At 52.0% G+C, this 20,239-nt stretch carries 17 protein-coding genes; all 17 read left to right on the top strand.

Going from position 1 to position 20,239, the window contains the following annotated elements; genetic code table 11:
* Nucleotides 1-43 precede the first annotated feature (43 nt).
* The 17 genes from HMPREF1246_RS00555 (at nucleotide 44) to glpX (ending at nucleotide 20,189) form a co-directional block, all read left to right on the top strand.
* The gene (locus tag HMPREF1246_RS00555) at nucleotides 44-1,144 is read left to right on the top strand and encodes a M48 family metalloprotease (protein ID WP_021736377.1); all 1,101 of its coding nucleotides are present in this window, start codon (nucleotides 44-46) and stop codon (nucleotides 1,142-1,144) included.
* Between the two features lie 12 nt (nucleotides 1,145-1,156).
* Nucleotides 1,157-2,224, top strand: a complete 1,068-nt coding sequence (locus HMPREF1246_RS00550) for an FkbM family methyltransferase (RefSeq protein ID WP_009016418.1) — start codon at nucleotides 1,157-1,159, stop codon at nucleotides 2,222-2,224.
* Nucleotides 2,225-2,380: 156 nt separating this feature from the next.
* A complete protein-coding gene (locus HMPREF1246_RS00545; protein WP_009016419.1) occupies nucleotides 2,381-3,385 on the top strand; it encodes an ABC transporter substrate-binding protein in 1,005 nt (334 codons plus the stop codon).
* A gap of 100 nt (nucleotides 3,386-3,485) precedes the next feature.
* Nucleotides 3,486-4,364, top strand: coding sequence for an ABC transporter permease (locus HMPREF1246_RS00540; protein WP_009016420.1), 879 nt, complete (start codon nucleotides 3,486-3,488; stop codon nucleotides 4,362-4,364).
* Nucleotides 4,365-4,366: 2 nt separating this feature from the next.
* On the top strand, nucleotides 4,367-5,161 hold the full coding sequence (locus HMPREF1246_RS00535; protein ID WP_009016421.1) for an ABC transporter ATP-binding protein: 795 nt from the start codon (nucleotides 4,367-4,369) through the stop codon (nucleotides 5,159-5,161).
* A 39-nt stretch (nucleotides 5,162-5,200) separates the two neighbouring features.
* On the top strand, nucleotides 5,201-6,466 hold the full coding sequence (locus HMPREF1246_RS00530; RefSeq protein ID WP_021736405.1) for a diaminopimelate decarboxylase: 1,266 nt from the start codon (nucleotides 5,201-5,203) through the stop codon (nucleotides 6,464-6,466).
* The gene (locus HMPREF1246_RS00525) at nucleotides 6,463-8,049 is read left to right on the top strand and encodes a ClC family H(+)/Cl(-) exchange transporter (protein WP_021736382.1); all 1,587 of its coding nucleotides are present in this window, start codon (nucleotides 6,463-6,465) and stop codon (nucleotides 8,047-8,049) included. Before HMPREF1246_RS00530 ends, HMPREF1246_RS00525 begins: the two co-directional genes overlap by 4 nt.
* 121 nt (nucleotides 8,050-8,170) lie before the next feature.
* Entirely contained in the window at nucleotides 8,171-9,493 is a 1,323-nt protein-coding gene (locus HMPREF1246_RS00520; RefSeq protein WP_016459618.1) for a replication-associated recombination protein A, read from the top strand.
* Nucleotides 9,494-9,513: 20 nt separating this feature from the next.
* On the top strand, nucleotides 9,514-9,888 hold the full coding sequence (gene acpS, locus HMPREF1246_RS00515; RefSeq protein ID WP_009016062.1) for a holo-ACP synthase: 375 nt from the start codon (nucleotides 9,514-9,516) through the stop codon (nucleotides 9,886-9,888).
* A 2-nt stretch (nucleotides 9,889-9,890) separates the two neighbouring features.
* Nucleotides 9,891-11,408, top strand: a complete 1,518-nt coding sequence (locus tag HMPREF1246_RS00510) for a bifunctional ADP-dependent NAD(P)H-hydrate dehydratase/NAD(P)H-hydrate epimerase (RefSeq protein WP_021736362.1) — start codon at nucleotides 9,891-9,893, stop codon at nucleotides 11,406-11,408.
* Between the two features lie 93 nt (nucleotides 11,409-11,501).
* Nucleotides 11,502-12,596, top strand: a complete 1,095-nt coding sequence (locus HMPREF1246_RS00505; protein WP_016459616.1) for an N-acetylmuramoyl-L-alanine amidase — start codon at nucleotides 11,502-11,504, stop codon at nucleotides 12,594-12,596.
* A 5-nt stretch (nucleotides 12,597-12,601) separates the two neighbouring features.
* Nucleotides 12,602-13,147, top strand: coding sequence for a GerMN domain-containing protein (locus tag HMPREF1246_RS00500; RefSeq protein ID WP_021736397.1), 546 nt, complete (start codon nucleotides 12,602-12,604; stop codon nucleotides 13,145-13,147).
* Nucleotides 13,148-13,351: 204 nt separating this feature from the next.
* A complete protein-coding gene (putP, locus tag HMPREF1246_RS00495) occupies nucleotides 13,352-14,842 on the top strand; it encodes a sodium/proline symporter PutP (protein ID WP_021736408.1) in 1,491 nt (496 codons plus the stop codon).
* A gap of 495 nt (nucleotides 14,843-15,337) precedes the next feature.
* On the top strand, nucleotides 15,338-15,781 hold the full coding sequence (locus HMPREF1246_RS00490; protein WP_009016057.1) for a DUF1934 domain-containing protein: 444 nt from the start codon (nucleotides 15,338-15,340) through the stop codon (nucleotides 15,779-15,781).
* The gene (gene argS, locus HMPREF1246_RS00485; RefSeq protein ID WP_009016056.1) at nucleotides 15,756-17,414 is read left to right on the top strand and encodes an arginine--tRNA ligase; all 1,659 of its coding nucleotides are present in this window, start codon (nucleotides 15,756-15,758) and stop codon (nucleotides 17,412-17,414) included. Before HMPREF1246_RS00490 ends, argS begins: the two co-directional genes overlap by 26 nt.
* Nucleotides 17,415-17,450: 36 nt before the next feature.
* Nucleotides 17,451-19,070 (top strand): CTP synthase, encoded by a 1,620-nt coding sequence (locus tag HMPREF1246_RS00480; RefSeq protein ID WP_009016055.1) that lies wholly within the window; start codon nucleotides 17,451-17,453, stop codon nucleotides 19,068-19,070.
* A 156-nt stretch (nucleotides 19,071-19,226) separates the two neighbouring features.
* A complete protein-coding gene (gene glpX, locus HMPREF1246_RS00475; RefSeq protein WP_016459615.1) occupies nucleotides 19,227-20,189 on the top strand; it encodes a class II fructose-bisphosphatase in 963 nt (320 codons plus the stop codon).
* The last annotated feature ends 50 nt before the right edge of the window (nucleotides 20,190-20,239 follow it).

Raw genomic sequence — 20,239 nt, 5'->3', positions numbered from 1 at the left:
TCGTCGTGTATAATAGGGGAAGAACCTAGGAAAGGACACCTCGATGATGAAAAAGATCCTGCTTCTTTTTTGCCTTGTTTTTGGACTTTCTTTTGTCCCGACGGCCCAAGCGGCCATGATCAGTGAAAAACAGGAAATTGAAATGGGGGAAAGGGCGGGAAAAGCCCTGGAAGCCCAATATGGACTCTATCAGGATGATGAAGTGGCAAGCCGCATCGACCGCATCGGAAAAGCCCTTGCCGCTCATTCGACGCGGCAGATTCCCTATACCTTCAAAGTCCTCAATACACAGGACGTCAATGCTCTTGCTTGTCCCGGCGGCTTCATCTATGTCTATAAGGGCCTTGTGGATACCATGACCAGTGATGATGAGCTTGCCGCTGTCTTGGGCCATGAAATTGGCCACATTGAAAAGCGCCATACCGTCCATCAGATTGAAAAACAGATGGCCCTGTCCCTTCTTACCATCCTTGCTGGCGCGGCCAGCGGGGATCCTGGCGCAGGACTGGCCCTTGCTTCCACGGTCAGTTCGGCCCTCATGGCAAGCTACAGTCGGGGAGATGAGCGGGAAGCCGATCAGGAGGGCTTCCGTCTTGTGAAAGAAGCTGGCTTCAATCCCTATGGTGCTGCCGTTACGATGGCAAAACTCGAAGACCTTGCCAAGGATTATGGCAATCCCGAGTATGGTCTTTATTCGTCCCATCCAGAACCGGAAGCCCGTCTTAAAGCTGCCCTCAAAGAGGTGGACGCCCTTCATCTGCCGGAAAAAGTAACGGAAAATGCAGATGGCAGTGCCACCGTATCTGATGGGACGTTTTCCTATACATTCAGCAAGGCCCATGGCTATGATAAGCCCCTTTATCGGGCCCGCCTCATGGCAGGGGCCCTGTATCTGGTCGAAAAGAGAGGCCCTGTGGACGGGACTCATTTCATTTCCATTGACAGCGACCGCTCAAGTGATATCTATTATGAGGATATCCGCATCCTGCGTTTTTATGACAGTGACCGCGCGCTGGGAGAAAGCCTCAGTGATGGAGCGATGCGCATTACGGAACAGCTCCAGAAATGGGCGGCAGCTGCGGCTGATCGGCAAAAGGCGCAAAAAGCAGTCAGTATCCATCCGCCTCTTAAAAAAGCAGCCTAAGGAGGACTCACCATGGTGCCTTTACGAGAACATGAAACCCTTTGGCAGTATCTGAAAAAGCAGACGCGTCCCATCGTCCTTTATGGCATGGGAAATGGGGCGGATGCCATTCTTGATCGCTTGGATCGATTGGACATTCCCGTCAATGCCGTCTTTGCCAGCGATGAATTTGTCCGGGGGCAGGTTTTTCGGGGGTTTCCCGTCTTGACCTACGCCAAGGTTCACGCGGCCTATCCGGACGCCATCGTGCTCATTGCCTTTGCTAGCGAGCGGCCTGAGATCCTTGCCCGCTTTTTTGCCATCAGCCGTCAGCATGAGACCTACGCACCCCATCTGCCTTTATTTGGCGATGAATCAGTGGTCTCGCCGGCTTGGCTCCTTGCCCATGAAACGGAACTGGAAGCTGTCTATGAACGCCTTGCCGACAGCAAGAGCCGCCGTGTTTTTTGCGATATCCTTGACTATAAACTCAGCGGGAAGCTGACCTATCTGGAAGGGGTCTCACGGCGGTGGGACGATCTTTTGACCCTTTTTTCCTGGTCCGACCGGGAACGCTATGTGGATCTTGGCGCCTATAACGGCGATACACTGCGGGAGTTCCTTGCCCTTACGGATGGTCAATATGAGCATCTGGATGCCGTAGAGCCGGACCCGAAGAACTTTAAGAAATTGCGGATCTTTGTGGAATCCCAGCAGATTCGCAAATGCGCCCTCCATCAAAAGGCTATTTGGAGCGGGATGACCTCTTTGCCGCTCGCTGCCAAGGGCGGCAGGATGTCCTATCTTGCGCAGACGGGAAAAACCGTCACGGAAGGGGTAAGCCTTGATGAAATCGTGGGGAAGGAGCGCGTCACCTATATCAAGATGGATGTGGAAGGCGCGGAAAAAGAGGCCCTTTTGGGTGGTGCGGAAAGCATCCATACGTGGCATCCCAAGATGCTCATTGCTGGCTACCATCATGATGATGACCTGTGGCGCCTGCCCCTATCCATTTGGCAGCTGGTACCGGAGTATCGTATCTATCTCCGCCGCCACCCTTATGTGCCGTGCTGGGAAATCAATTTCTTCTGCACTATATAAAAGTTAACAAAATGAAGCAGTTTTTCTTATATTCTTCTCTAAAAGGAATCATTCTGTTGTACCCTAAGACGGAATATGGTATGATTACCAAATACAGCAGTTCATTATGGAACTTGACTGACCACAGTAGAAAAGAAGGAAAGAAGGATGGGAAGTATGAAAAACTTGACCAATGCAAAAAAAGGCTTGATCCTCCTTGCCGTTGCTGTTTTGGGCCTTACGGCAGGATGTGGGGGCGATAAGGGGTCCGCACCAGCCCAAAAAGACAGTGCCAAGATTGGCGTTGTCCAGCTCGTGACCCACGATGCCCTTGATGCTGCCAATAAAGGCTTTATCGATGCCCTTGCAGCCAATGGCTACAAAGAAGGGCAGAATCTTGAAGTGGACCAGCAAAATGCCCAGGCTGACCAATCCAATCTGCAGACCATTGCCCAGCGTTTTGTCAACAACAAAGTGGACCTGATCTGTGCCATTGCAACGCCGGCTGCCCAAACCGTAGCTAATGCAACAAAGACCATCCCTATTTTAGGAACGGCCATTACGGATTACAAAGAAGCCAAGCTCGTCAAGGATAACGCAAAGCCGGGGACCAATGTTTCGGGCACGACGGACATGAACCCTATTGATAAGCAGGTTGACCTCTTAAAGACCCTCCTGCCCAAGGCCAAGACGGTCGGTGTCATGTACTGCTCCAGCGAAGTCAATTCCCAGCTCCAAGTTTCCATCATGAAGAAGATTGCCGGGGAAAAGGGACTGACCGTCAAGGAAGCGACGGTAACCAACGTCAATGATATCCAGCAGGCTGCCCAAGGCCTTGTGGCCCAAGGGGTCGACGTCATCTATATCCCGACAGATAACGTCATGGCTTCGGCCGTACCGGTTCTTACAAAGGTGACCAATGCTGCCAAGATTCCTGTGATTGCCGGTGAACCGGGGGAGGTCCGGAAGGGCGCTCTTGCGACCATCGGGATCGACTACTACAAACTAGGTTACCAGACGGGCCTGATGGCCGTGAAGGTGCTTCGCGGGGAAGCAAAACCCCAGGATATGCCCATTGAAACCCAAAAGGATGTCAAGGCAACGGTCAATGACACGGCAGCTAAACTTCTGGGAATCACCATCCCGGAATCCATCCGTAACGGTGCCGATGTTGTCCAATAAGAAGAAAATGGGTCAAAAAAGATCCATGACGGAGCTGCAGCTGGTAAGAGCACTGCAGCTTCGTTCTGATTTATGAGCGATAAAGGAGGCAGCATCCGTTATGATTGATTTGATAATTCCCACTCTCTCCCAAGGACTTTTGTGGTCCCTCTTGGCTCTTGGTGTCTACATCACGTTCCGGGTCCTTGATTTTGCCGATATGACCGTCGAAGGGTCCTTTCCCTTGGGTGCCGCCATTTGTGTCTATTTCCTGATCCGGGACCATCATCCCTTGCTGGCCCTGCTTGCCGCTGGTCTTTTGGGCGGCGTTGCAGGCATCGTGACGGGACTTCTTCACACGAAGCTTCGCATCCCGTCGCTGCTTGCAGGAATCCTTTCCATGATTGCCCTTTATTCCGTCAACCTGCGTATTATGGGTAAAGCCAATGTTTCCCTTTTGGGAAAGGAAACAGCGTTTACCTATATGGAAACCTTGGGCCTTGACTATGCCCAGTCCGTCTTTATCGTAGGGCTCTTGGCCACGGTGGTCATCGGGACCTTGATCTACTGGTTCTTTGGTACGGAAATCGGAGCCGCCATCCGGGCCACGGGTTTTAACCCGCAAATGATCCGCGCCCAAGGCATCGATACCAATGTCATGCTTCTTTTGGGGCTTTTCTTGAGTAATGCCCTCACCGCCATGGCTGGCGCCTTCATTGGCATGAACAATGGCTTTTTCGATGTGGGAATGGGCGTAGGCACCATCGTCATCGGCCTTGCATCTGTCATCATTGGGGAAGTCCTCTTTGGCACGCGGAGTTTCAAGAACAGCTTGGTTTCCGTTATCCTCGGATCCATCGTTTACCGTTTTGTCATTGCCATCGTGCTCCAGATGGGAATGCCACCCAACGATCTCAAGCTGTTTACGAGTGTGCTTGTCGTCATTGCCCTTGCTCTGCCCATGATGCGGGATAAGGTCCAGAGAAGAAAGGTGGGCTGACCATGCTGGAACTGAAAAATATTAGTAAGACCTTTTTTCCCGGAACCATCAATGAGAAAAAAGCTTTGCGCGGCGTCGATCTCCATATGGAAACGGGGGATTTCATCACTATCATCGGTGGCAATGGTGCGGGGAAATCGACACTCCTAAATTCCATTGCCGGTGTCTTTCCCATTGATGAAGGATCCATCACCATTGATGATGTGGAGCTTACCCAGATGCCGGAACATCAACGGGCCCGCTATATTGGCCGCGTTTTCCAGGATCCCATGATGGGTACGGCAGCCGGCATGATGATTGAAGAAAATCTCGCCATAGCCAGCCGCCGCGGCAAAAGGCCGGGGCTCTCCTGGGCCCTTAAGGAAGAGGAACGTTCCCATTTCAGGGAACTGTTAAAGGAACTGGACCTAGGACTTGAAGACCGCCTGACTGCTCGGGTGGGACTGCTTTCCGGCGGACAGCGCCAAGCTCTGACGCTCCTTATGGCCGCCATGAACCATCCTAAATTGCTCCTTCTTGATGAGCACACGGCGGCCCTTGATCCAAAAACGGCCGAAAAGGTCCTTGCCCTGACGCAAAAAGTCATTGCCCGGGACCATCTGACAAGCCTCATGATTACGCACAATATGCGGGATGCCCTGCGTTTTGGCAACCGCCTCGTCATGATGAATGCCGGCCGCATCGTTGTCGATGTGGGCGGCGAAGAAAAAAAGCGGCTGACCATCCCGGACCTCCTGAATCTCTTTGAAAAGGCCTCGGGAGAAGAACTTGATAATGATCGAATGATCCTGGGCTGATCTGGGATCAATAATTGAACGAGAGGGGACATGACTTCCATGAAGAAAGTACCATTTGTTACGAAAGCACAGGTCGAGGAAATTGCAAAGACTTATCCAACGCCATTTTACATCTATGATGAAAAAGGTATCCGCGAAACGGCACGGAAAATCAACCAAGCCTTTTCCTGGAACAAGGGCTATAAGGAATATTTTGCTGTCAAGGCAACGCCCAACCCTTATATTTTGAAGATCCTCCAAGAAGAAGGCTGCGGGACCGATTGTTCGTCCTACACGGAACTTTTGATGAGTAAGGTCTGCGGATTTTCCGGCCGTGACATCATGTTCTCGTCAAATGATACACCGGACCAGGATTATCGCCTGGCCGCTGAACTGGGAGCCATCATCAACCTTGATGACTTTACCATGATTGACACGGTAGAGCGTCTCGTCGGTATCCCGGAAACAATTTGTTGCCGCTATAATCCGGGCGGTACCTTTGCCCTTGGCAATGACATCATGGATAATCCTGGCGACTCCAAATATGGGATGACCAAGGCCCAGCTCATGGAAGCCTTCAAGATCCTCAAGAAGAAGGGCGCCAAGGAGTTTGGCATCCATGCCTTCCTTGCCAGCAATACCGTGACCAATGAATATTATCCGGAACTGGCCCGCCAGCTTTTTGAACTGGCCGTGGAAGTCAAACATGAAACGGGGATTGCCGTCAGCTTCATCAATCTTTCCGGCGGCGTCGGCATTCCTTACCGTCCGGACCAGACGCCAAATGATATCCTGGCCATTGGTGAAGGGGTTCACCGCGTCTATGATGAGGTCTTTGGTCCTGAAGGCATGACAGACGTGCGTCTCATGACGGAAATGGGCCGCTTTGTCACGGGGCCTTATGGAGCGCTTATCGCAAAGGCCATCCATTTCAAGCATATCTATAAGGAATATGTCGGTCTTGATGCCTGCGCGGCCAACTTGATTCGTCCTGCCATGTACGGAGCCTACCATCATATTACGGTCCTTGGCAAGGAAAATGCCCCCTGCGATCATAAATATGACGTGACGGGCGGCCTCTGTGAAAACAATGATAAGTTCGCCGTTGACCGGATGCTGCCGGAAATTGAAGAAGGTGACTATCTTTTCCTTCATGATGCCGGCGCCCACTGCTACGCCATGGGCTACAATTATAACGGTAAGCTATGGTGCGCAGAACTCCTGCTCCAGGAAGACGGAACCGTCAAGATGATCCGCCGCGCCCAGACTCCGAAAGACTATTTTGCAACCCTCGACTTTACTGGTCTTTTTGATGGAGTGGAATGATGAAGAAAAATGACACGGAAAGAACCTTGGAAGGGATGATCCATATCCCGACACTGAAACTGCGCCTTGCCCTTGAAGGAATTCTCGTTGGCCTGTTTGCCGGTGGCTGTATTGCCCTTTTGCGCAGCTGCCTTGAATACGTTTCGGAACGGCGCTCCCTCATGGTGGCTTTTTTGCAGAACGTCTCCATGACCTACGCCTTCTTCTGGGTCCTTGCCCTTGTGATGACGAGCCTTGTCATCAGCGGCCTTGTTAAATGGGTCCCCATCGCTGGCGGCAGCGGCATCCCTCAAGTGCGCGGTATCGTCATTGGCGTTTATTCCAGCCTCCATTGGTTTCGTGTCATCGTGGTCAAACTCATCACAACCGCACTGGGGATTGGAGCGGGGCTGTCCATGGGGCGGGAAGGACCTTCCGTCCAGATTGGCGGTATGGCAGGTCAGGGCATAGGCAAACTCTTCCGTAACTCCAATGTGGAGACTCGGGCCCTCATCAGCAGTGGTGCGGGGGCCGGACTTGCTGCCGCCTTCAATGCGCCGATGGCAGGCTGCCTTTTTACGATGGAAGTCATCCATAAAAACCTTTCCGCCCTTGTCATGCTGCCAACCCTTATGGCCAGCCTGACGGCCGCTGTAGTGGCTCACTTCGTGTTTGGCACGGAAACGGTTTTTGCTATTCCGCGTATGCCCATCCTCGATGCGGCCTATTTGCCCCATTTGGCCCTTTTGGGGCTTTTTACGGGGACAATCGGGGTGCTTTTCAATAAGGCATCCCTGAACATGGGGCGTTTCTATGGCCTCTCTTTTTTCAAGGCACCGTGGATAAAGCTCCTTTTCCCGCTCCTTCTTACCATCCCTCTCACGTTCTTTTTTCCCTACGTATTGGGGGCCGGGGATGGGGTCATAGAAGATATGGTGGAACTTAAGGGAACGGTTCCCTTCATCATCCTGCTCCTTGTCGGGAAATTTGCCTTTACCATGTTCAGTACCGGTTCCGGCGCGCCAGGCGGCTCCCTTCAGCCTATGCTCGTACTAGGGGCCATCTGCGGAGGCCTTTACGGTAACCTTGCTGCAGGCCTTGGCCTTTTGCCGCCGGAATATCGGCTCCATATGGTGGTCTTTGCCATGGCCGGCTTTTTCACGGGCTCTGTCAGGGCTCCTGTTACGGGGATCCTGCTTCTCTTGGAACTGACAGGCCGGTTCTATCATATGGTTCCCCTCGGTATCGTTACACTTTTTGCCTATGCTGCAGGTGAACTGCTCCGCGATCGGCCCATCTTTGACGCTATTCTCGAAGATGACCTTAAGGTCCGCTTCCCGAAAACGGCCAAAAAGGACCAGCTGCAGCGCAATCCCTATGTTTATGAAGCTGCTGTGGAAAGCGGTTCCCTTGCTGAAGGCAAAAGCTTGAAGGAGTTGAAGTTTCCTGGCAAAGCCCTGGTGGTTTCCGTGCGGCGTGGTGACAGTACCCTCATCCCCGACGCCAGCCTTGTGCTTATGCCAGGTGATTATCTTTACATTCTCCCTAACGAGGCACGGATCTCAGACCTGACTGGCCTGCTCAAGACCCAAGAAAAAGAATAAGGTTTTTCCCCTGCGGCTGCCGCAGGGTTTTTTCGTCATGAACCTTCCTTCTGGATTCCCTGCGTTTTTCGCTGCCTTCCTATGTTATAATAAAAAGTACGAAACATAAGGAGGTATGGCCATGGAAGAAGACAGCCTGTTTAAGACCCCTCACCATGAACCGTTGGCGGAACGGCTCCGACCCAAGACGCTGGATGAGTTCCAGGGGCAGCAGCACCTACTGGGTAAAGGCAAAGTCCTGCGCAACTTGATTGAAAGGGACCAGATTTCTTCCATGATTTTCTGGGGCCCGCCCGGCGTGGGAAAGACAACCCTTGCAAAGATCATCGCCCATACGACAAAAGCCAGTTTCATCACTTTTTCGGCTGTGACCAGCGGCATCAAGGAAATCCGCGCGGTCATGCAGCGGGCGGATGAACAGACGCGGTTTGGCCAGCGGACCATCGTCTTTATCGACGAAATTCACCGCTTCAACAGGGCCCAGCAGGACGCCTTCCTACCCTTTGTAGAAAAAGGAAGCATCATCCTTATCGGGGCGACGACGGAAAACCCGTCCTTTGAAGTAAATGGTGCCCTTTTGTCCCGCTGCAAGGTTTTTGTTCTCAAGGAGCTTACGACAGAAGACATCATGGCCCTTTTGAAACGGGCCTTGACCGATTCCCGGGGCTTGGGAGACCAGCATATCCATATGGATGATGACAAGCTCCGCATTGTCGCGGAATTTGCCAGCGGGGATGCCCGCAGTGCCCTGTCCACGCTGGAAATGGTCGTCCTAAATGGGGACGCAAGGGAAGATGGAATCTATGTGACGGAAGAGACCCTAAAAGAGTGCACGAGCCAAAAATCCTTCCTGTATGACAAATCTGGGGAGGAGCACTATAATCTCATTTCCGCCCTCCACAAATCCATGCGCAATTCCGATCCCGATGCCGCTGTCTATTGGCTTGCCCGCATGCTGGAGGCGGGGGAGGATCCTTTATACATTGCCCGCCGCGTTGTTCGCTTTGCCAGTGAGGATGTCGGGATTGCTGACTCCCGGGCCCTTGAAGTGGCCGTTGCTGCCTATGAGGCCTGTCATTTCATCGGGATGCCTGAGTGCTCCGTCAACTTGGCCCATGCGGTCATCTATATGGCTATGTCCCCTAAGTCCAACGCCATGGAGCTTGCCTATATTGAAGCACGGGAAGACGCGCTGCATCATCTGCAGGAACCGGTTCCGCTTGTCATCCGCAATGCTCCGACCGCCCTCATGAAGGAAGCGGGATACGGCAAAGGCTACATTTATGCCCATGATACAAAGGAAAAGATCGCGGCCATGGACTGCCTGCCTGATTCCCTTAAGGGACGGCGTTACTACCACCCTACAGAAGAGGGGTTTGAAGTGCGCTATAAGGAGCGTCTGGAAAAGATCCTTCAATGGAAGGCGGCCCAGCGGTCCAAATAACTATCTGAAAAAGGAGTTCCATGATGATCATTGGTATTGGTGTTGACCTTGTTGAGGTCAGCCGGATAGAAAAGGCCCTCCAGCAGGAAGGCTTCAAGGAAAAAATCTTTACGGACGAGGAAATTGCGTACTGCGAAAGCAAGAAATGCCATGCGGCAGAATCTTTTTCCGGACGCTATGCCGTGAAGGAAGCGGTGGGCAAGGCCCTTGGAACAGGCATCCTGCCCGGTCAGTTTGAAAAAATTGAGACCCTGCCTGATGCCACGGGGGTGCCTCAGGTCCATCTTTTGGGGCCGGTCCTCATTACGGCCATGAACCGTCGCGTCAATAAGGTCCATGTTTCCATCAGTCATACGAAGGATCTTGCCATCGCACAAGTGGTATTGGAGGGATAAGGGTGAAACTCATAGGAAAAGAGGCCATGAAAGATGTGGATGCCCGTCTGATTAAAGACATGGGTTTTCCTGAGACGGTGCTCATTGAAAATGCCGGCCGCGCCGTAGCCGAAGAAGCCTGTGCCTTTTTGGGCGGCGCTGCAAGAAAACGGATAGTCCTTTTGTGCGGCAAAGGAAATAATGGCGGTGACGGGCTGGCGGCCCTGCGCTTTTTGTCGCGTTTTGGCGCTTCCTGCTCCCTTATCCTTACGGCTGAGCCGGAACAGATGGGAAAGGCTGCTCAGGCAGAACTTGTAATGACGGAGGGGTTTGCTTTTCCCCGCTTTGTATGGGAAAAAGAGCCCCAAAAGGCCCTTGCAGCGGCTCGACAGGCAGATCTCCTTTTAGATGGCCTTGTAGGAACGAGCTTTCATGGCAGCCTCCGGGAGCCCATCCTTTCCTTTGTACGCGCCCTTAAGGAGCTGACTGTTCCTGTCCTTGCCATCGACCTGCCAAGCGGCGTTGACGCCGATACGGGAAAAGCCGCCCTTGCCCTCAAGGCGGATCTTACAGTGACCATGGTGGCCCCCAAGCCCGGTCTTTATCTTTATCCCGGTGCCCTTTATGCAGGTGCGGTCAAGGTGCATACCATCGGCACGCCCAAACAGGTGGAAGAAGAGGCAAAAAGCACCATGACCCTGCTTGATGACGCTTTTGTTGCGCCCCTGCTGCCCCATCGCCCCAAAAACGCCCATAAGGGAACTAATGGACGCATTGCCCTTGTAGCAGGCTCCCGCGGTTATATTGGGGCGGCGGAGCTTGTAAGCAAAGCTGCCGTTCGTGCTGGTGGGGGACTTGTGACCGTTTATACGGAACAAGCAGCCTGGGAGCCTCTTGCCATCAAAAGTACGGAAGTCATGGTCAAGACCTTTGACCCCCTTGACGTGGAAGCCTCCGTACAGGAACTTTTATCCAGTGATGTCGTTGCCATTGGCCCCGGCCTAGGCAAAGCACCGGAAACGGTACGATTTGTCAGAAGCCTTGTTCAGCAGCTTCCTATGCCCCTTGTCATCGATGCGGATGGCCTCAATGCCCTAGCCGGTGAAGACGCGCTGCTGCTTCGTCTCCCTAATAAGATCCTGACGCCCCATCCCGGTGAGATGGCGCGTCTTTTGGGAATTCCTACGGCCGATGTCCTTGATGACCCAATCCAATGCGCTCGTCTAGGTGCCAAAAGATGGAATGCCATTGTTGTCCTTAAATGCGCGCCGACGCTGATTGCCCTGCCAAACGGTGAACTCTTTGTGAATTCTACGGGCAATGAAGGCATGGCAACCGGCGGCTCCGGCGATGTCCTGACAGGGACCGTGGCAGGCCTTTTGGGACAGGTCCATACGGCGTCTGCTGCAGCTCTGTCCGGAGTTTATGTTCATGGTCTTGCCGGTGATCTTGCCAAAGGGGAGGGAACAGTCGGCATGAAGGCGGGAGACCTGCTGGATAAGCTTCCCTCAGCCATCCAGAAAGTGCTGCGTCATGCGTGAACCGATTGTTTAAAATGGCGCGGCTTGTCTTCTTTGATTTGCAAGGGAAGGCATATCGTGGTAAAATCGACGGGTATAAAGGGAGGTCCCATCGTGTTAAAAAAAATCCTGCTCATGAGCTGCGCCCTTCTGGCTCTTGTTGGTGCCACGGTAGTGCACGCAGCCCCAAGAATTACAAAAGTTGCCTATGGTGTCAGTCCTGACCGCCAGCTCCGCGTGGTCCTTGAAACAACAACGCCTGCCCGCATGCGTTCCGAATTCATTGAAAAGGAACTGCAGGTTACGGTCGGCGCACGGCTCAATTCAAGCGTGTCCCGTTCCTATGTCCCCAAGAATGCGCCCTATGTCAGTAAGGTTGTCCTTGAACCTAAAGGGTCGGAGACCTTGGTTCGGATCCATATGAAACGGAAACTGGATAAAGGGGATTACAAGACCTTCAATCTAAAGCGCGATTCTGTCAACAAGCGGCCGACCCGCTCCGTCATCGACGTCATTGCCGGTCCGAGCCGTAAGACCTTTGACACGAAAAAGAAATCTTCGTCCTTGGAAAAGAAGCCCTGGCGCCCAAGTACGCAGGGATCTGGTTATTCCGTTGTGGGCGGGATTGAAGGCAAACGCATTACCTTGGATCCTGGACATGGCGGTACGGATCCGGGTACCCATGGTCTTGTGACGGGTGTCTACGAAAAGAATATTACCCTTCCCATTTCAAAGATGGTGAAAGCGTACCTTGAAGACAAAGGAGCCATCGTCTATATGACGCGTACGACCGACGTTGATGTCTATGGACCTGATGCAACGGACGTACAGGAACTGCAGGCCCGTGTCGATGTGGCAGAGGAAAATAAATCTGACCTGTTCATTTCCCTCCATATCAACGCCAGTGTCAATACCAGTGTCGGCGGCTATTCCACTTACTATCATCCGAAGACCAAATATGATATCCAGGTTGCCCAATGCATCCAAGATGAGCTGCTAAAGACGGGAGACCTCGAAGATCTCGGTGTGCGCTACGCCAATTTCTACGTCAATAAGCGCAGCACCATGCCAGGGGCCCTGGTCGAAATGCTCTTTTTGACCAACAAACGGGAAGAAAAGCTGCTCAATAACAGCTGGTTCCAAAAGAAGATCGCCAAGGCCATTGCCGATGGGATCGAAGATTTCTATAATCAGCATCGGGGAGGTTGAGGAAGATGAAACATCGCATTGCTGCACTGACTGCTGCTCTTTCCCTCGTTCTTGCAACCAGCCTTTTAAGCGGCTGTGAAGGACCAGGAACCCAACCTTCCGCGTCTCAAAATACGGCCGTTATGCAGGAGCAGAAGACCCAGACGGTCAAACGGGTCATCTACCGCGCTGATGGCAAGGGCACGGAAAAGCTCAAGGCCGTTGAAGTTGAAATCGGGGCTCATGAGAAAAATCCCTATCTTGTCGTTTTGAAACGGCTTGTTGAAAAAGCCCCCAAGGAAGAAACTACATTTCCAAAGGGACTGAGCGTCAAGGATGTTACCGTTAAGGATGGGATTGCTTCCGTCGATTTCAATGATGTCTTCCTATCAAGGCGGCACAATGACTATGACAACACCATGATGGTCTACGCCGTTGTCAATACCTTGACGGAATTCAAGGACGTAAAAAAAGTCAAATTTCTCGTGGACGGCAAACCGGTCGAGGTCCTCGGTCAGATGGACCTTTCTGATCCCCTGTCGCGGGAAGAATCTTTCCTTGTAAAAAAGTGAAAGTATAGAAGTGAAAAAGGGAACAAGAGGGGTTTGCCCTGTTGTTCCCTTTTTCTTTTTCCGGCTTCCTGCAAGGGACCTTGTGAGCCCATAGGGCGGTGTCTTCTTCTTTATGAATCAGCCGTTTGGACTGTAAAATCCGTTTGCATGAAGTTCGCCCTTTATTATATAATGGTGAACATAATCTCGGAAGGAAGTGGCGCTGTGCAGATCAACTGGTACATCTTGATTGCCCTGGTCCTTTATTTTGCCATTCTTGTGACCATTGGGCTTGTAACATTTAAAAAAGATGAGGATATGGAAGGCTACGCCTTAGGCGGACGGGCCCTGGGCCCTTGGGTTACCTCCATGAGTGCGGAAGCCTCGGATATGAGCGGCTGGATGCTCATGGGACTGCCTGGCTATGCCTATATGGCGGGCATTTCTGCTTTTTGGATTGCCATTGGTCTCATCTTAGGCACTTGGGCCAATTGGGCCGTGACAGCAAGGCGGCTGCGTGTCTTTACCCAGGTCATGAATAACTCCATTACGCTTCCGGAGTATTTTGACAACCGTTTCATGGATACCAAAAAGAGCCTGCGTATTGCGTCAGCCTTCTTCATTTTCATCTTCTTTTTGATCTACACTTCGTCAAGCTTTGTTGCTGGCGGCAAACTCTTTAACACGGCCTTTGGAATGGATTATCACACAGCGCTGTTTTTGACGGCCGGCATCGTGGTCTTTTACACCTTGATGGGCGGTTTTGCGGCCGTCTGCTGGACGGACCTGTTCCAAGGCTTTCTCATGTTCTTTTCCATTCTAATCGTGCCTGTAACAGCTATGTATTACATTGGCGGCGTGGGGCCTACCATAACCCGCCTTAATGCCATCAGTTCAAACTACTTTAGCATGATTGAAGGGGCCGATGGCAGTGTACTCAGTTTGACGGCCATCGTTTCCCTTGTGGGCTGGGGCTTGGGCTACTTTGGACAGCCCCATATCCTGGTCCGTTTCATGGCCATCCGTTCTTCCAAGAACATCAAACAGGCCACCCACATCGCCGTGACCTGGGTCGTCGTTTCCCTTGCTATGGCTGTCCTCGTAGGTCTCACAGGCCGCGTCGAACTGGGGGACAGCCTCAAGGGCAGTGCGGCTGAAACGGTATTTATGCACATGAGCGGCCGTTATTTCCATCCCTTTATTGCGGGAATCATCACGTCGGGTATCCTGGGCGCTATCATGAGCACTTCGGATAGTCAGCTCCTTGTTGCCGCCTCAAGCTTTACGACGGATTTCTATAAGATTCTCATCCATAAGAAGGCTACGGCGAAGGAACTTGTCATGGTAAGCCGTATTATGATTGTTGTTGTCTCCGTCCTGTCCCTGATCCTTGCCCTGGATCCAGACAGCATGATTCTCACCATTGTGTCCTATGCCTGGGCCGGCTTTGGTTCTGCCTTTGGACCGCTGGTCATTCTTTCCCTTTACTGGCGCCGTATGACAACAAAGGGTGCCCTGGCAGGAATTATTGTCGGCGGGTCGACCGTCCTTATCTGGAAAAATTTCTTTGCCTCCACGGGCCTTTATGAAATCATCCCTGGTTTCATTCTTTCCCTTGCTGCCATTGTTGTGGTGAGCCTTCTTGACCGGGAACCGCCCAAGGAAATGACTGATCATTACGATGAAGCGGTAAGGACCCTTCAAAATGAAGCTTGACACGATAGACTGTGAAAAATGAGCGATTCATTTTTCGCAGTCTTTTTTTATGCATGATTCTAAAAAAAGTGAGGAAGAAACGCGTCTGCAGCAACACATTTACCGCAATGTGGCAATCAGTCCCAGGCCAAATACAAGAGATGGCAGTTTTTGCATCACTGCGTCACAGCATTAAAGCAATCCGCTTTTTTGACTGACCAAAAAAACGGGAGGGGCCCCCTTGTTTCTCGGCCCTATTTATATTATAATGTCATATATTTGTGATTTTTGGGTTGGCTAGGACCGGCAGGACAGTAGCTCATCCGTTCCTGTACGGACAAGCCGCCCGTAACAAGCTGGAACAGGGTACCCCTCGCAGTCAGGAATCCCTTCCCACCTATGGGAACACGCAGTCATATATGGAGTTTTTTGAGGGCTTGCTCTTGCTAGCGCTGGACCCAGCACCGGCACAAGGGAGCAATCCCTCTACTTTGTTTGTAGGAAAGAGGAGGCATCATGGTTCCTGTCAAGGTGACGATTGTCAGCTGGAACAAAAATGATCCAGAAGGGCCGTCCACGTTCATTGCCTTCGGGAAGATGACCGAAAAGGGCGGCGTGACCTATGTCCGTTATGAAGAAAGCAAGCTGACGGGCATGGATAAAACGACAACGACCTTGAAATGGTCAGAACAGGCGCTGACTATCATTCGCCATGGCCGTTTTGAGCACAGACAGCATTATGAACGAGGCCGCAATACGCTGTTTCAATATCGGACACCGTATTTTTCCCTGCCCATGTGCGTCTTCACCCGTCAGTTGGAAATGAAGCGGGGAGAGGGACGATGGGACCTGACCTTGGAATATGATATGGAAATCGACCGCCAGCCGAATGGATCCCTTCGGCTATCGATTGTTGTTGAGGAGGAACATAAGAGTGGACATCAAGAAAGTACTCACTGAGGCCGTCAGCGAAGCGGTCCAAAAGGCCATCCAGGCCGGCACCTTGAAAGAAGGGAAAATGGTTCCCCTGGTCTTTACGGTACCGCCCCAAAAAGCTTTTGGCGATTTTGCAACAAATTTTGCCCTTCAGGCAGCCCGCAATTTTCATTGCCCGCCCCGCGTGATTGCTGACGCTGTCGTAAAATACCTGGACTGCAGTGCCGTCGAAAAGATGGAAGTGGCCGGTCCGGGCTTCCTCAATTTCTATTTGAAATCAGACTGGCTCTATGAAGGGCTCGCAAGGATCCTTGAAAAAGGGGAGAGCTATGGGAACCTTCCCAAAAAGGCTGGTGAAAAGATCCAAATCGAATTTGTGAGTGCTAACCCGACGGGCCCCCTTCATGTGGGGCATGGCCGTGGGGCCGCTGTTGGGTCGAGCCTGGCTAACCTTATGCTTGCTGCCGGTTACGATGTGACGAGGGAATACTTAATCAATGACGCAGGCAACCAGATGCATAACCTGGCCCTTTCCGTCAATGCTCGCTACTTGGAGCTTTTTGGAAAAGAAGTGTCTTTCCCGGAAAATGGCTACCATGGAGAAGATATCATCGTCACAGCCCGGCGCATCAAAGAAAAATATGGCGATAAGTTCCTTCATATGGAAGAAACAGAGCGTCTTTCCGCTTTCCAGACTCTTGCCAAGGATGAAAAGCTTGCAGCCTTGCGGGAAGATCTGGAGGCCTTTAACTGCAAGTTTGATGTGTGGTTCAGCGAACAGAGCCTTCACGACGCGGGTAAGATCAAGGAAGCCGTGGATACCCTCCAGAAAAAGGACTACGTCTACGAAAAAGGCGGTGCCCTCTGGTTCCGTTCCACTAAGTTCGGGGATGATAAGGATCGTGTTGTCATTCGTGACAACGGGGTGTCGACCTATTTTGCCGCCGATATTGCCTATCATCAAAATAAATTTCAGCGGGGGTTTGACCGTATCATCAACTTATGGGGAGCCGATCATCACGGCTATATCACCCGCGTGAAAGCGGCCATGGAAGCCTTGGGGTACGATCCAAGCCATTTGGAGATTCTCATCCTTCAAATGGTCAGCCTCTATCGCAATGGCGAACTGGTCAAGATGAGCAAGCGGACGGGCAAGGCCGTCACACTCAATGAGCTTATTGAAGAAGTCGGAACAGATGCTGCACGCTATTTCTTCATCATGCGCAGCATGGACAGTCAGCTTGACTTTGACCTGACTTTGGCAACGGAACATTCCAATGATAACCCGGTGTACTATGTACAGTATGCCCATGCCCGTATCTGCAGCATCTTGAAGCAGATGGAAGAGGAACACATTGCCCTCGATCCTCACTGTGACCTGTCAGTTCTTGGGGAACCAGTGGAAATCGACCTCATCAAGAAACTGGGTGACTATGAGGATTTGGTGGAAACGGCAGCGGCTGAACGGGCACCCCATAAGATTGCCCATTACGTCTATGAACTTGCCGGTATTTTCCATTCGTTTTATAATCAGTGCCGCGTGCTGGGCGTCGATCCAAAACTTCAGCAGGCTCGTTTGGCCCTTATTATGGCCACGCGCCATACGCTGCGCCATGGTTTGATGATTCTCGGTGTTTCCGCACCGGACCATATGTAATTTTTCTATAGCAACAACAGATAAGGGAGGAAAAACATGACCAAGTATATTTTCGTAACGGGCGGTGTTGTTTCGTCTTTGGGTAAGGGCATCACGGCAGCGTCCTTGGGCCGTCTCCTCAAGAGCCGCGGCTATAGGGTAACGATCCAGAAATTCGATCCTTACATTAATATCGATCCCGGTACGATGAGCCCGTATCAGCACGGTGAAGTTTTCGTCACCGATGACGGCGCGGAGACGGACCTTGACCTGGGCCATTATGAACGTTTCATCGATATCAACTTGACTCGCAACTCCAACGTTACGGCTGGCCGGATCTACCAATCTGTTATCGACAAGGAACGTCGCGGTGATTATCTGGGCCGTACGGTACAGGTCATTCCTCACATTACCAACGAGATCAAGGAACGGGTCTACCGCGTAGGCCGCGAAGAAAATGCGGATTTTGTCATTACGGAAATTGGCGGGACTGTAGGGGATATTGAAAGTGAACCCTTCCTTGAAGCCATTCGCCAAGTCAAGAAGGATGTACCCCGCAATGACTGCCTCTACATCCATGTCACCTTGGTTCCTTATATTGCTGCTGCCGGCGAACTGAAGACCAAACCGACCCAGCACAGCGTAAAGGAACTGCGCAGCATCGGCATCACCCCGGATATCCTCGTCTGCCGCAGTGAGCATGAAGTCAGCAAGGAAATGCGCGAAAAGATTGCCATGTTCTGCGATGTGGATACGGATGCTGTCTTCCAAGCCCTGACGGCAAAGAGCATCTATGAAGTGCCTCTCCTGCTCCAGGAACAGGGCATGGACAAGGTCGTCCTCAAGAAACTCAACATGGAAGACCGTCCCTGCGACATGAAGGAATGGAAGGACATGGTCGACAAGATCATGGCCCCCCACAAGGACAAGACGAAAATCGGCGTCGTAGGAAAATACGTCGAACTGCCCGATGCTTACATCAGTATCGTCGAAGCCTTGAAGCATGCCAGCTTCTACAACCATGCCGATGTGGAAATCGAATACATCAATGCGGTTGATGTGGAAAGCCCGGAAGCAAATCTTGACGAAATCTTCAAGGGCATTGATGGGATCCTTATCCCCGGCGGCTTTGGTGACCGCGGAATTGAGGGCATGATTCGTTCTGCCCAGTATGCCCGGGAACACAAGATTCCTTTCTTTGGTATCTGCCTTGGCATGCAGTGCGCTGTCATCGAATATGCTCGCAACGTATGCGGTATGAAGAAGGCCAACAGCACGGAATTTGATGAAGCTACGCCGTATCCTGTGATTTACCTCATGCCGGAACAGATGAGCGTTGAAATCAAGGGTGGGACCATGCGTCTTGGGAAGTACCCCTGTAAGCTCATTGCCGGCAGCCATGCCGAAGAAGCTTATGGAACCGACCTCATCAGCGAACGCCATCGTCATCGCTATGAAGTCAACAACGACCTTAAGGAAGAACTCTTCTCCCATGGACTGGTTCAGGCTGGGACGTTGCCTAACGGCAAACTGACGGAAATTGTCGAACTGCCGGAAAGCGAACATCCTTGGTATGTTGGGGTCCAGTTCCATCCGGAACTGAAATCCCGTCCGACCAATCCGCATCCGCTGTTTAAAGCGTTCATTGCGGCTGCCTTGAAAAACCAGAAGCATTGAGTTTATGACAGAAGCAGGAAAATCCTTTCCTGCCCTCCTGTTGTGATAAGAAGGGATGCGGCAGGCTGCACCCCATGAAGCAGGTTCCCTCATAAGGAGGGAGACGGCTGGCAGATGTTAGAAAATCCAGCCCAACAAGATAATGGAGGCGTAATGATGAACAGAGAATTATCCATGGAATTTGTACGCGTAACGGAAGCTGCAGCCATTGCGAGCGCCAGAGGCGTTGGCCGTGGGGATAAAAACGGCATTGACCAACTGGCCGTCGATGCTATGCGCAAGATGTTTGATACGGTAAACATCAGTGGGACCGTCGTCATCGGCGAAGGCGAAATGGACGAGGCTCCGATGCTCTACATTGGGGAACATGTCGGTGCCGGCGGCCCTGAAGTGGATATCGCTGTCGACCCTGTTGAAGGCACGAACCTTGTTGCTAAAGGACAGCCCGGTGCCATTGCCGTTATTGCGATTGCTCCGAAAGGATGCCTGCTCCATGCGCCTGATATGTACATGGACAAGATTGCTGTCGGTCCCCGTGCCAAAGGCTGCATCAACATCGATGATCCCGTTTCCGCTAACCTCGAACGGGTTGCCAAGGCCCTGAACCGCGGAGTCGGTGACCTTACGGTTGTTGCCCTTGACCGTCCACGTCATCGCAAGATCATTGAAGAAGTGAGGGCAGCTGGCGCCCGGATCCGTCTTATCAGCGATGGGGACGTCGATCCAATTATCAATGCAGGAATCGAAGGAACTGGTATCCATATGTACATCGGTCGCGGCGGTGCCCCGGAAGGTGTTCTTGCTGCAGCTGGGCTCAAATGCTTGGGTGGCGATATGCAGGCCCGCCTCTGCCCGGAAAATGAAGAACAGGAAGAACGCTGCCATAAGATGGGCATTTCCGATGTGAAGCAAATCCTCACCATTGATGATCTGGTAAAGGGTGATGACGTTATGTTCACCGCTTCAGGAATCACGAACTGTGATCTGCTCCACGGCGTCAACTTCTTCGGAAACGGCGCTCGTACCCATACGATTTCCATGCGCTATGCAACGGGCACGGTCCGTTTCGTTGATGCTGTCCACACCTTTGACCGCAGCAACATCAATATCAAACTGTAATCTTATAGGAAATCCAGAAGCGGGAGCGGCATCTCATGACCCTGTCATGC

The sequence above is a fragment of the Acidaminococcus sp. BV3L6 genome, from assembly GCF_000468835.1.
GTDB classification, from domain to species: domain Bacteria; phylum Bacillota; class Negativicutes; order Acidaminococcales; family Acidaminococcaceae; genus Acidaminococcus; species Acidaminococcus intestini.
The sequence above is the reverse complement of the archived record's forward strand: the minus strand, read 5'-3'. Positions and strand labels throughout refer to the sequence as shown.